Origin of the sequence: Streptomyces sp. NPDC094448 (assembly GCF_044763775.1) — a bacterium.
Classification (GTDB): domain Bacteria; phylum Actinomycetota; class Actinomycetes; order Streptomycetales; family Streptomycetaceae; genus Streptomyces.
Genome location: NZ_JBIWGU010000012.1, coordinates 147,177 through 159,277 on the forward strand (window position 1 = coordinate 147,177; position 12,101 = coordinate 159,277).

The following is a 12,101-nucleotide window of genomic DNA, read 5'->3' on the forward strand; positions in this document are numbered from 1 at the left end:
CCGCGGCCCCTGCGGCGGGCCGGGCGGCCCGCCAGGAGGTCAGGAGGTGCCGAAATCGTCCGGGGTCCTCATCCGGCTGCGGATCCACTTCCCGGCCTCTTTGAGGGACGACGTTCCGGCCCAGGGTCCGCCGCGGTCGCAGGTGCCCTGTTTGAACACGGCTCCGGAGCGGTGGTCGTCGGAGTAGTTCCAGTTGATCCAGCTGATCTTCTTCTCGGCCAGCAGGTCGAGGTAGCGCCCCGCCATGGCGAAGTCGTCGGCGCCCTCGCCCGCGTAGTTCTGGGTGCCGAACTCGGTGACGAACAGGGGGATCCGGTTCGCGGCGCGCGACAGGGCCGCGTAGTACTCCTCCCGGTGCGAGGCGGCGTAGAAGTGGAAGGTGTACATGATGTTGGCGGCCTTCACGGGGTCGGCGACGACCTCGGACTCGTCGGAGCCGTCGGAGACGCCGAGGGACGACCAGGCGCGGGTGCCGACGAGGACGGGGGTCTCGGCGTCCACTCGCCGGATGACCGGGATCAGCTGCTCGGCGTAGCTCTTGACACGGGACCAGGAGACTCCGCTGGGCTCGTTCGCGATCTCGTAGAGCAGGTTCTTGCGGTGGCCGTGGCGGCGGGCGATCTCGGTGAAGAAGGTCTTCGCGCGGGTGAGGTTGTGGTGGGGGTCCCCGGGGGTGAGCATGTGCCAGTCGACGACCGCGTACATCCCGCGCTCCGACGCCTGCTCGATCAGCCCGCTGACCAGGTCGGTGAAGCGGCGCGGGTCGGTCTCGTAGCCGCCTTCCTGGACATACAGCGAGAGGCGTACGACGTCGGCCTTCCAGTCCCGGGCCAGGGCGTCGAGGGCTCCGCCGGTGGCGCACCGGGGGTACCACTGGAGTCCGTGGGTGGACATACCGCGCAGCTGGACCGGCCTGCCGCGTTCGTTGCAGAGCTTGGTGCCGCAGACCCTGAGCTGTCCGTTGACCGCGGCGGGGGTGCCCGCGGGCGGGTCGGCGGCCTTCGCCCGGCCGGTGCTCACCGTCCCGGTGCTCGCGGGCCGATGGACACCGGCGCCGTCCGGCCGGCGGTCGGCGGAGGAGGCGTTCCCGGCCTCGGCCGCCGCCGCGGTGCCGGGTCCGCCGGCGGTGCCCGACGGAACGGCCGCGAGGCCGAGAAGCAGGGCGGCGGCGACCGCCCCGATACCGGCCGAACTGCGCCAGGAGTGGCCCGAGGGTTTCATGGTGTCTCCCGTGTTCCTGCTTCGTGGGGGTTCGTGGGGATCCCGGGATGGTTAGGAAAGTTTCCTAACTCGGATGGAAGCAGCACCGCGCCACACTTACAAGGGTCATGACAAAAACGGTGACGGCTCCGCCCCGGAGGTACCGGTGGCCCGGGGTGCCCGGCCGTACACGCGTCCACCGGCGGCCGCCCCGGACGGTCGCCGACCGTGTGCGGCCTCCCGGCGCCCCTTCTAGCGTGAGGGCATGATCCGGTTCGAGCAGGTCGGCAAGGTGTACCCGGACGGCACGACCGCCGTCGACGACCTCTCGTTCGAGGTGGCCGAGGGCGAACTCGTGACCCTGGTGGGCCCGTCGGGCTGCGGCAAGACGACCACGATGATGATGGTGAACCGGCTCATCGAGCCCACGTCCGGCCGGATCACCGTCGACGGCGAGGATATTTCGACCGTCGACCCGGTACGGCTGCGCCGCCGGATCGGCTACGTCATCCAGCAGGCCGGGCTCTTCCCCCACCGAACGGTCCTCGACAACACCGCCACCGTCCCCGCGCTCCTCGGCTGGAAGAAGCCGAAGGCCCGGGCCCGGGCGGCGGAACTGCTCGACCTGGTCGGCCTCGACCCCGAGGTCTACGGCTCCCGCTATCCGGCCCAGCTCTCCGGCGGTCAGCGCCAGCGGGTCGGGGTGGCCCGCGCGCTCGCCGCCGATCCCCCGGTGCTGCTGATGGACGAACCGTTCGGCGCGGTCGACCCGGTGGTCCGCGAACGCCTCCAGAACGAGTTCCTGTCGCTCCAGGCGACGGTGCGCAAGACGGTCCTCCTGGTCACGCACGATATCGAGGAGGCGGTCCGGATGGGGGACCGGATCGCGGTCTACGGGCAGGGGCATATCGCCCAGTACGACACCCCGGCGGCGGTGCTCGGCGCTCCCGCCACCGACGAGGTGGCCCGGTTCGTCGGCGCGGACCGGGGACTGAAGCGGCTCTCGGTCACCCGGATCGAAGCCGGTGACCTCGAAGAACCTCCGGTGGCCCGGCTCGGCGAGCGGGCGGACACGGCCGCCGCCCGGCTGCGTGCCGAGGGCGCGCGCTGGGCCGTGGTGCTCGGGCCCGGCGGTGAACTGCGCGGCTGGGTCGCCGCGGACGCCCTCGCCATCGCCGGGGACGGCGGTACGGTCGGCGAACTGACCCGGCGGATGGAGGCCTGGGTTCCGCTGGGTGCCCCGCTCAAGAAGGCATTCGGGGAGATGCTCCAGCACGACGCGGGCTGGGTCGCGGTCCTCGACGGCGACCTCTTCGCCGGTGTGCTGACCCCGGCCAAGCTCCACGAGGCGCTGCGCCGTTCGGTGGACGCGGAGGCGAAGGGCGTGGCGCGGGAGGACGTCGACTTCGACTCGGTGGCGGACGCCTGACATCCGGCCGGGCCGTTCCCGGCGCGGCGTGACACCGGTGGCGCCGGACGGGGACAAGGGCGTCACCGGATTGGGCTACCGTGCTGGTGTGCTGATCACGGGTGGGGAAACGACCGCGCCGGGGACCGCGCTGCTGATCGCGGCGGCGCCGGTCGGGAAGGGGCGTCTGGTGGACGCCGGGGCGGTGCTGCCCGCGCTGGCCGCGGTGCCGCCGAGCGCGCTGACGGGGACACCGGCGGCCACGGTCGTCGAACTGGCCGACCCGCTGGACCCGCAGACGGTACTGACGCGCATCCGGGCCGCCGCGACCGCGGAGGGTCCGCTGTTCCTGTACGTCGCGGGGCAGCTCCAGCTCGACCGAAGGCAGCGTCTGCCGCATCTGGCGCTCGCCCGGACGACGCCCACCACCCTGCGCTACACGGCGCTGCCGTGGCACTGGCTGGCCTCCGAACTGACGATCCGCCGCCCCGGGACGACGACCGTCGTCGTCGACCTCGTCACCGCCCCGGAGGTCTGGCGGCGGCTGGCCGACGAGGGGCCCCGGCTGCTGGCACTGGGTTCCGCGATCCGGCTCTACGGGCGGGTGGCACCGCCGCCGGACCGCCGGGAGGCCGTCGTACCGTCGTATCTGGCGGCATGTGCCGCGATCTGGCGCAGCGGCGCGCGGCCGGATCCCACCGCGCTGCACGAGCAGGCGGCGCTCCAGTCGGACTCGGCGGGTGCCCTGTTCCTGGCCCCGGCCGCGGCGATGCCCGTCCCAGCGGCCGTACCGCCGCAGGGGGCCGCCGCTCCGGCGCCTGCTCCGGTGGAGGATCCGCATCCGGCGATCCTGGCTGCGGCGCAGGCGGGACGGCACGGCGAGGCGGCGGCCGTCGCCGCAGCCTGGGAGCAGCGTGAGCTGCGCGCGTACGGCCCCGGTTCGCTCCAGGCGGTCCACTGGCTGGAGGTCCGCGCCGATCTGGCCCGGCTCGCGGGCGATCCGGCGCTGAGCTGCGAACTGTGGATGGCGGCCGCCGATACCAGGCTGACCCGGCAGCAGACGGCGGACGATCCCGATGTGGAGGGCGCGGTCGACCGGGCGCACCACCAGTGGGAGCAGATCGCGGACCCGGAGCGGGCTCGGGCCGCCGCACCGCGGCTGGTCGCCCTGCGGCAGCGGGTGCCGGGCCGTCAGCGGGGCGCGCTGCGGGTGCTCAGGCGACGGCTCGAACAGCTGCATGCGAGTCCCCCGGTCGCGGGCTGAGCGCGCGGGCCGGGCTCAGAGCAGGCCTTTGGACTGCAGATAGGTGCGGGCCACGGCTTCGGGGAGCCGGCGCCAGCTGTCGACCTGTTCGTTCATCGACGCCAGATCGGCGGTGGTGAGGACGGTGTTGAGGGTGTCGAGGGCCCGGACGACGCCGGGGCCGCCCGCGCGGGAGCGGTTGACGACGGGCACGATGTAGTCGGCGTTCTGGAGGTGCCGGTCGTCGGCGAGGAGGACCAGTCCGAACTGGCCGAGCGTGGCGTCGGTGGTCGTGGTCAGGACCATCTGGTCGTGCCCGCTCTGGACGGCCTGTTTGGCCTGGGTGGTGCCGACGCCTTTGGGGTCGACGGCGACGATGTCGATACCGTACGTCTTGCGCAGTCCGGGTTCGCAGTAGGGGCGCTGGACGCATTCGTCGCCCGCGGCGAGCCGTACCGGGAGTTTGGAGCGGCCCAGGTCGCTGAGGGTTCTGAGCTGGTGCTCGGCGGCGTAGGCGCGGGTGACGGCGAAGGCGTTCTGGTCGACGGCGCGGCCGGGGTCGAGGACGGTCAGTCCGCGGGGGGCGGCCAGCCGGCGCAGCGCGGTCATGGTCTTCGTCAGGTCGGGTGAGCCGACGGTGGGTGCGTCGGGTCCGTTGGCCTTGGCGTTCAGCCAGTCGGCGAAGGTGGCCGCGTATTCGGGTACGACGTCGATCCGGCCGCTCTCCAGCGCCGGTTCGTACAGCTCCCGGTTGGTGACGGAGAGGATGGTGGCCCGGTAGCCGGAGTGCCGCAGGAGCAGTGCGTACATCTGGGCGAGCAGGTCGCTCTCGGTGAAGCCGGCCGATCCGACGGTCAGATCGCGGCTGTTGCCGGGGGGTGCGGTGATGTCTCCCCGCTGTTCCAGCGCGGGTCCGGTGGTGCAGCCGGTGAGCACCGTCAGGACGAGGAGGGCGGCGGCGAGGGGGCGGCGGTTCATCGGTGCTCCGCCTGTCGCGCTCCGGCCGGGGCGAGCCGTTCGGCGAGCACGCAGACGCCCTCCACCAGGAGGGCGAGCGCGGCGACCAGCACGGCGCCCGCGACGACCTGGGGGGTGGAGGCCAGATTGAAGCCCGCGGTGATGATCCGGCCCAGTCCGCCGCCGCCCGCGAGCGCGGCGATGGTCGCGGTGGCGACGAGCTGGACGGCGGCGATCCGTACGCCGGTGAGGATCAGCGGAAGCGCGAGGGGCAGCTCGACGCCGCGCAGCAGCTGGCTGCCCGTCATGCCCATACCGCGGGCCGCCGCGACGACATCCCGGTCGACGCCGCGCATACCGACGTAGGCGTTGGTGAGCAGCGGTGGTACGGCGAAGAGGACGAGGGCGATGACCGTGGGCCCTTCGCCGTAGTTGCCGACCGGGCTGAGCAGCAGCAGGACGAGGACGGCGAAGGTGGGCACGGCCCGGCCGGCGTTGGCGATGTTGACGGCGAGCGCGCCGCCGCGCCCGAGGTGGCCGAGGACGAGGGCGACCGGGAGGGCGATCAGACAGCTCAGGACGAGGCAGACGGCGGTGAGGACGATGTGTTCGGTCAGCCGCTGGGTGATGCCGCCGTCGCCGGACCAGTGGTCGGCGCTGGTCAGCCAGGACCAGGCCTGGGAGAGGGTGTTCACCCGGCCCCGCCCTGGTGCCGGGCCCAGGGGGTGGCGAGCCGCTGGACGAGGAGGAGCAGCAGATCGGCGGCGACGGCGATGACGACGCAGAGTACGGACGCGGTGAGGACCTGGGCCTTGAAGTAGGTGTTCATCCCGGCGTAGATGAGGTTGCCGAGGCCTCCGTAGCCGACGATCGCGCCGATGGTGACCAGGGAGACCGCGGAGACCGTGGCGATCCGCAGGCCGGCCATGGCGGCGGGCAGCGCGAGCGGGAGTTCGACGGTGATCAGGAGTCTGAGCGGTCCGTAGCCCAGGCCCCGGGCGGCCTGCCGGGTCTCCTCGGGGACGGCGCGCAGTCCGGCGAGGATGTTCCGGACCAGCAGCGTCAGCGAGTACAGCACCAGCCCGGCGATGACCAGGGAGGCGGAGAGCCCGTACACCGGGAGCAGCAGGGAGAACATGGCGAGGGACGGGATGGTGTAGAGGATCGTGGTGAGGGCGAGGACCGGTCCGGCGGCCCAGCGCGCGGTGCGGGCGGCGACGGCCAGCGGTACGGCGACCACGACGGCCAGCGCCACGGAGACGGTGGTGAGCTGGAGGTGCTGGAGTACGGCGTCCTGGAGGATCTCGCGGCGGGTGGAGAGATAGGCGCCGCAGATCCAGTCGTTGCGGGCGAGGCAGTCGTCCGGCGCGGCGCCGGGCGCGGTCCATGTCCCGGGCACGGTCCACCTCCTGAACGCGGTCGTCTGCCCATTCGAGCGCGGGGGCGGCCGGGCCGCGCGCCGCCGGGGCCGAACGGGCGATACGGCCCGCGGGGGATCCGGCCGGGGCGCGGGGGCGGGGCGGCCCTGTGGTGCGGCGGCCCGCCGGGCACCCGGCGGGGCCGTCCGGGCGGGGCCCGGGGCCGTACCGCCACCCGCTGTCGGCGGCCGGCCGGAGCGGCACTAGGTTGAACCGCGCAGAACGAGATCGCACGACGAGCCGGGAGGTTCACCTCTATGACAGCCGATACGCCGGACAGCGGGACGGGCAGGTCGCGGCATCCGGAGTTCGACACCGGGGCCCCGCATTCGGCCCGGGTCTGGAACTACTGGCTGGGCGGCAAGGACAACTACCCCGTCGACCAGGAGGTCGGCGAGGAGTTCCGGCAGTCGTTCCCCGGGATCGTCGACCTGGCGCGGGACTCCCGGGCGTTCCTCGCCCGTACGGTGACCTATCTCGCGCGCGAGGTGGGGATCCGTCAGTTCCTCGACATCGGTACCGGTCTGCCGACGGCCGACAACACCCATCAGATAGCCCAGCGGGCCGCGCCCTCGTCCCGGATCGTCTACGTGGACAACGACCCGCTGGTCCTGGCGCACGCCCGGGCGCTGCTGGTGAGCACCCCCGAGGGCGCCACGGACTATATCGACGCCGATCTGCACGATCCGGTGGCCATCCTCGGCAAGGCCCGGGACATTCTGGACCTCAGCCGTCCGGTGGCGCTGACGCTGATGCAGGTGATCGGCCATGTCTCCACGTACGAGGAGGCCCGGTCCATCGTGGGGACGCTGATGGACGCCCTGCCGTCGGGGAGCTACCTGGTCTTCAACGACAGTGTGAACACCCACGCGGGCAATGCCGAGGCCACCCGGCAGTACAACGCCAGCGGGGCCGCTCCGTACTTCCTGCGGAGCCCGGCGGAGGTGGCCGGGTTCTTCGAGGAGCTGGAGCTGCTGGAGCCGGGCGTCGTACCGCTGGCGCGGTGGCGCCCGGAGCCGGACGCGGTCACCGACGGCGATGTCATCGCGCTGGGCGGGGTCGGCCGCAAGGCATGACAGCCGGGCCCCGTACCCGTACGGCACGGTGCGGGGATGCGGGGCGGTGACTGCCGCCGGGGCGGGCCCACGCCCCGGCGGCGGACCGGGCTCTTCGCGGACACCGGTGGAGACGCCCCGGGAGCGGAGCCGCTACCGCGCCGGGACGTCCCGAGCGGCGCCCGCGCGCAGCACCTCTCCGAGGTCGTGGGCGATGTCGTGGAGCAGATGGCGGGTGAAGAAGTCCACGGTGAGCCGCTCGCCGGGGAACCGCGGATCGTCGTGGTCCCAGTCGGCGGCGGTGAGCGCGGCAAACCTCAGGGCCAGTGCGCGGGCGGCCCGCCCCAGTTCGCCGGCGACCCGCCGCGGGTCCTCGTCGCGGTAGAGCCCCGGCAGCTGTCCGGCCGGGGCCGCCGGATCCGGCAGCGGTCCGGGGCCGGTCCCGAGCGTCAGGTCGAGCCGCTGGTGGAAGAGCAGGCACATGTCCCGTACGTGGCAGGCGTGTTCCAGCGGGGACCAGGCGAGCGCCCCGACGGGACGCGACGTCGTCCGCGGGTCGGCCAGTGCGCGCTGCCAGCGGGCCGCGTACGTCCGCAGCACCGCCCCGGCGGTCTCCCGCTCGAAGGGCCGGTCGGCGAAATCGCAGCGGTGGCAGCGCGGGAGGGGCAGGGAGTCCGGGATCGTCCGCGTCAGGGGGATCGCGCTCATCGAAACCACGGGTTCCTTCCTCATGGCACGCCGCCCGCCCCGCAGCCGGGTCCCCACCCGGCACGGTCGCAGGTCCCGCCGCCCCGTGTACGGGACACCGGACGGAGCCGAGTCTAGGACGCACAGCCATTCGGTGCAATCTCCGACATTGCCCTCGGTGCAATCGCATGATTGGATGCGGGCAAAGACCATCTTGCCCGCGCCCGTCCGGCCCGGTGCGCATCGCACGGAAGGGAACGGGCGTTGACGGACTATCAGAGCGTTGCGGACACGGTGACCGAGGAGATCAGGACGGGCGGGCTGCGGCCGGGCGACCGGCTCCCTCCGCTGCGGGACTTCGCCCTCCAGCGCGGTATCGCCGCCTCCACCGCGGGCCGCGTCTACCGGGAACTGGCCCGGCGGGGGCTGACGGTGGGCGAGGTGGGCCGCGGGACCTTCGTACGCGCCGCGCCCGATACGGCCTCCCCCGCGCCGGCCGACGGCGGGCGCAGCCCGGTCGACATGGGGCTGAACTATCCGGTGGTGCCGGAGCAGTCGGATCTGCTGGCGCGCGGGCTGGGGACGATGGTCCGGCCAGGGGCGCTGGACTCCGCGCTGCGGCCGTGCGGTGCGGCCGGGACCGATTCCGCCCGGGAGGCCGCCGCCGATCTGCTGGTCCGGGGCGGCTGGCGGCCCGATCCGGCACGGGTGCTGTTCGCGGGCAACGGGCGCCAGGCGATCGCCGCCGTACTGGCCGCGCTGGTGCCACCGGGTGGCCGGCTGGGGGTGGAGGAGGTGACGTATCCCGCCGTGAAGGCCCTGGCGGCCCGGGTCGGCGCCACCGTCGTCCCGCTCGCCGTCGACGGGGACGGGCTGGTGCCGGAGGCGGTCGAACAGGCCCGGCGGAGTGGGCCGCTGCACGCCGTCTACACCCAGCCGACGCTGCACAATCCGCTCAGTCTGACCATGCCGCCGCAGCGCCGCGCCGCACTCGCCGAGGTGGTGGTCCGGCTGGGGATCCCGGTGCTGGAGGACACCGTCTGGGCCTTTCTCCGCGACGACGTCCCGCCGCTGGCCGCGCTCGCGCCCGAGGTGACCGTTCTGGTCGACAGTCTCTCCAAGCGGATCGCGCCGGGCCTCAACCTGGGGTACGCGGTGGTGCCCCCCGCGCTCCAGGCCGATGTGGCGGTCGCGCTGCGCTCGGGCGGCAGCCTGCCCATGGGGTTCGCCCTGGAGGCGGCTTCCCGCTGGCAGCGGGACGGTACGGTACGGGCGCTGGTGCTGGCGAAGCAGCGGCAGGCCGTGGAGCGGCAGGAGATCGCCCGCCGCGAGCTGGCGGGCTTCACCCTCCGTACCGAACCGCACTCCTACCACTGCTGGTGGGAGCTGCCGGGCAGCTGGCGGTCGGACTCCTTCGTCGCCGCCGCGGCACGGCAGGGCATCGGAGTGGTCCCGGCTTCGGCGTTCGCGGTCGCCGGGCACTGTGCGGTGAACGCGGTGCGCATCGGGCTCGCCTCGCCCCCGGCTCGGGTGCTGCCCCGGGCCCTGGCGACCCTCGCCCGGCTGGCCCGTTCGGCGCCGGACGATCTCGTCGGCGACTGAACTCCCCGGCCGCCGCGGGCTGCGGTGTCCCGGTCAGGGCTCCGGGACCACCTCGACCGAGCCGATGTACTCCTGGGTCTCCTCCGGGGGCAGCCTGACGGCCTGGGCCCAGTAGTAGATCACCAGACTGAAGGCGGCCACGACGGCGATGTCCCACCAGAGCGGAATCGCGCCGGTGGCACCGCAGACGGCCGTGGAGGCCGGTCCCGTACTGCAGAAGCCGCCCTGCCAGGAGATCACCCCCAGACCGAGCAGATAGACCGGCAGCCACTGGGCAGGACGCCAGTCCGGATGCGGGCGGCGGGGGTTGAGCCGGAGCGCGGCCGACGCGCCGAGCAGGACATAGCCGATGACGATCGCCACGCCGAGCCGCCACAGCGTGTCCCAGCCCGACCAGTAGATGATCAGATTGGCGACGATGAAGGCGACCGGGGACCAGAAGTGCCCCGCGGGCAGCCGGTAGGGGCGGTGCCGGTCCGGATCCTGTCTGCGCAGACACCCCAGGGCCAGCGGCGCGCCCGCGTACATCAGCACGCTCGCCGAGGTGACGAAGCCGACCAGCTTCTGCCAGGTGGGAAAGGGCAGAAAGACGATCAGCCCGACGATGAAGGCGAACAGCAGGCTGAACCAGGGCACCCCGCGCCGGGTCGTGCGCTCGAAGAGGACCGGGACATAGCCGTTGCGGGAGAGTCCGTACGAGACCCGGGAGGCGGCGGTCGTGTAGATCAGGCCCGTACCGGTCGGGGAGATCACCGCGTCGATGTAGATCAGCGCGGCCAGCCAGCTCAGCCCGACGGAGGCGGCGAGCCCGGCGAAGGGGCCCGCCTTCTCGGCGAAGGCCAGATCCCCCCAGCCGTGGACGAAGGCGTCCGGCGGCAGCGCGCCGATGAACACCACCTGGAGCGCCAGATAGATCAGTACGCCGAGGAAGATGGAGCCGATGACCGCCAGCGGGATGTCCCGGGCCGGATTGCGGCTCTCCCCCGCCAGCTGGTCGGCCTGCTCGAAGCCGAGGAACGCGAAGATGATGCCGCTGGTGCTGATGGCGGAGAGGACGCCCTGGGCGCCGAAGGGGGCGAAGCCTCCGTGGCCGAAGTTCTCGCCGTGGAAGGCGGTCGCCGCCAGCGCCACGATCGTCAGTACCGGAATGGCCACTTTCCACCAGGTCGCCACGCTGTTGGTATGGGCGAGCCAGCGGATGCCGAAGAAGTTGACGACGACGAAGAACGCCATGAAGGCGACCGCCAGACCGTAGCCCGCAGGGGTGAGCTGGTGCTCGCCCTTCTGCACCCAGTCGGCGTGGACGCTCAGATAGTTGAGGGACGCCATCACCTCGATGGGGGCGGTGGCCACCGCCTGGAGCCAGGAGAACCAGCCGAAGGAGGCACCCGCTGCGCTGCCGAAGGCGTAGTGCGGAAAGCGTGCGGTACCGCCCGCGACGGGGTAGGCGGCGCCGAGTTCGGCATGGACGAAGGCCAGGATGATGATCGCGACGGCGCCGAGCACCCAGGACAGCAGCGCCGCGGTCCCGGCGGCCTGGGCCGCGAACAGGGCGCCGAACAGCCAGCCGGAGCCGATGATGGACCCTTCGGACGTCCAGATCAGACCGATCAGTCCGATGTCCCGGCGCAGCCCCGGATTGCCGGGTGCCTGCGCGGCGTCGCGCTGCTTCGGCATGGTGCGCCCTCGTGCTTCCGGGACGGGGGCGCGCGGAGCCGGGGTCGTCTCTCGGGTGCGCGGCCACGGGGTGACGGGAAGTGCCGCTGTCACTCTAGGAATCCGGGACGGGATTGCCGTGCGCCGCGCCGGGGCCGCGGCCGGGTCCGCGCCCGGTGTCGACCGGTCGGGTCAACCCGAGCGGGGACGGAAAGGGCGGCGGGCGGGAGGGGCGGCGGGCGGGAGGGGCGTACAGCGGCCCGCCGTACGCCCCCCGGCGTCAGATACCCGCCGACGCCATCTCGATGATGGAGCGGTAGTAGGCCGCGGTCGAGACCACGCAGGCCTTGTACTGGCGGTCGCCGCGCACGGCCAGGAAGTAGTCCCGGATGTTCTGCCAGTACGAGATCAGATAGCCGCGGCCGGGGCGGAAGCCGGGGGGCTTGGGCACCAGGGCGTAGGCGGCGGAACACTGGATGATGCGGTCCGTCGCCTGCGAGAGGACATCGGCCACGTCGGCGTTCATGTTCCACCCGGCGGCCAGCTCGGGGGTCCAGATGGAGGCCGCGATCTCCCGCAGCTTCTCCTGCTCCTCCGGCGTGGGGTCGCTCTGCGCCGCGAGCGCGGTGATCTGTGGTGCCGGTGCGCCGGACGGTGCGGCCTGTGCCTGGCCGACGGCACCGGCGGCGAGGAGCGCCCCGGAGACGGTGAGCGCAACCGCCGCAACGATTCCCGGTCTGCGGATACGAGTGCTCATGACGGACCCTCCCTGTTGCCCGTCGTGTCGACGGGACTCCGTACGGTTGGCTGTGCCGCGCACGGTGACATGGGTGCCGGGGGCCGTCAACGGCGCCTCGCCGGCCGCCGGGGGCGCC

General features: G+C 73.0%; 11 protein-coding genes. 4 read left to right on the top strand and 7 right to left on the bottom strand.

Annotated features, from left to right (window positions below; translation table 11 throughout):
- Positions 1–39: 39 nt before the first annotated feature.
- A complete protein-coding gene (locus tag ACIQ9E_RS23770) occupies positions 40–1,221 on the bottom strand; it encodes a glycoside hydrolase family 5 protein (RefSeq protein ID WP_403710087.1) in 1,182 nt (393 codons plus the stop codon).
- A gap of 244 nt (positions 1,222–1,465) precedes the next feature.
- Between ACIQ9E_RS23770 and ACIQ9E_RS23775 the strand changes: the two genes are divergently transcribed.
- Together ACIQ9E_RS23775 and ACIQ9E_RS23780 are read left to right on the top strand one after the other, a co-directional pair.
- On the top strand, positions 1,466–2,629 hold the full coding sequence (locus ACIQ9E_RS23775; protein ID WP_403710089.1) for an ABC transporter ATP-binding protein: 1,164 nt from the start codon (positions 1,466–1,468) through the stop codon (positions 2,627–2,629).
- 88 nt (positions 2,630–2,717) lie between these two features.
- A complete protein-coding gene (locus ACIQ9E_RS23780) occupies positions 2,718–3,872 on the top strand; it encodes a hypothetical protein (protein ID WP_403710091.1) in 1,155 nt (384 codons plus the stop codon).
- Between the two features lie 15 nt (positions 3,873–3,887).
- Here the strand turns inward: ACIQ9E_RS23780 and ACIQ9E_RS23785 are convergent, their stop codons facing one another.
- From ACIQ9E_RS23785 to ACIQ9E_RS23795, 3 genes are read right to left on the bottom strand one after another with little or no spacing between them, the layout of a single operon-like run.
- Positions 3,888–4,829, bottom strand: coding sequence for an ABC transporter substrate-binding protein (locus ACIQ9E_RS23785; protein ID WP_403710093.1), 942 nt, complete (start codon positions 4,827–4,829; stop codon positions 3,888–3,890).
- A complete protein-coding gene (locus ACIQ9E_RS23790; RefSeq protein WP_403710095.1) occupies positions 4,826–5,503 on the bottom strand; it encodes an ABC transporter permease in 678 nt (225 codons plus the stop codon). The genes ACIQ9E_RS23785 and ACIQ9E_RS23790 overlap by 4 nt, the downstream gene beginning before the upstream one ends.
- Positions 5,500–6,207: an ABC transporter permease gene (locus ACIQ9E_RS23795; RefSeq protein ID WP_403710097.1), complete on the bottom strand. Its 708-nt coding sequence runs from the start codon at positions 6,205–6,207 to the stop codon at positions 5,500–5,502. Before ACIQ9E_RS23795 ends, ACIQ9E_RS23790 begins: the two co-directional genes overlap by 4 nt.
- Before the next feature lie 276 nt (positions 6,208–6,483).
- Between ACIQ9E_RS23795 and ACIQ9E_RS23800 the strand changes: the two genes are divergently transcribed.
- Complete coding sequence (locus ACIQ9E_RS23800) at positions 6,484–7,302, top strand: SAM-dependent methyltransferase (RefSeq protein ID WP_403710099.1); 819 nt, start codon at positions 6,484–6,486, stop codon at positions 7,300–7,302.
- 132 nt (positions 7,303–7,434) lie between these two features.
- Here the strand turns inward: ACIQ9E_RS23800 and ACIQ9E_RS23805 are convergent, their stop codons facing one another.
- Complete coding sequence (locus ACIQ9E_RS23805) at positions 7,435–7,989, bottom strand: DinB family protein (protein WP_403710101.1); 555 nt, start codon at positions 7,987–7,989, stop codon at positions 7,435–7,437.
- Positions 7,990–8,232: 243 nt separating this feature from the next.
- On the opposite strand from ACIQ9E_RS23805, the gene ACIQ9E_RS23810 reads away from it, so the two are divergent.
- Positions 8,233–9,570 (top strand): PLP-dependent aminotransferase family protein, encoded by a 1,338-nt coding sequence (locus ACIQ9E_RS23810; RefSeq protein WP_403710103.1) that lies wholly within the window; start codon positions 8,233–8,235, stop codon positions 9,568–9,570.
- A gap of 33 nt (positions 9,571–9,603) precedes the next feature.
- On the opposite strand, the gene ACIQ9E_RS23815 is transcribed toward ACIQ9E_RS23810, so the two are convergent.
- Together ACIQ9E_RS23815 and ACIQ9E_RS23820 are read right to left on the bottom strand one after the other, a co-directional pair.
- On the bottom strand, positions 9,604–11,247 hold the full coding sequence (locus ACIQ9E_RS23815; RefSeq protein WP_403710105.1) for an APC family permease: 1,644 nt from the start codon (positions 11,245–11,247) through the stop codon (positions 9,604–9,606).
- A gap of 259 nt (positions 11,248–11,506) precedes the next feature.
- Positions 11,507–11,983, bottom strand: coding sequence for a hypothetical protein (locus ACIQ9E_RS23820; protein ID WP_403710107.1), 477 nt, complete (start codon positions 11,981–11,983; stop codon positions 11,507–11,509).
- Positions 11,984–12,101 lie beyond the last annotated feature (118 nt).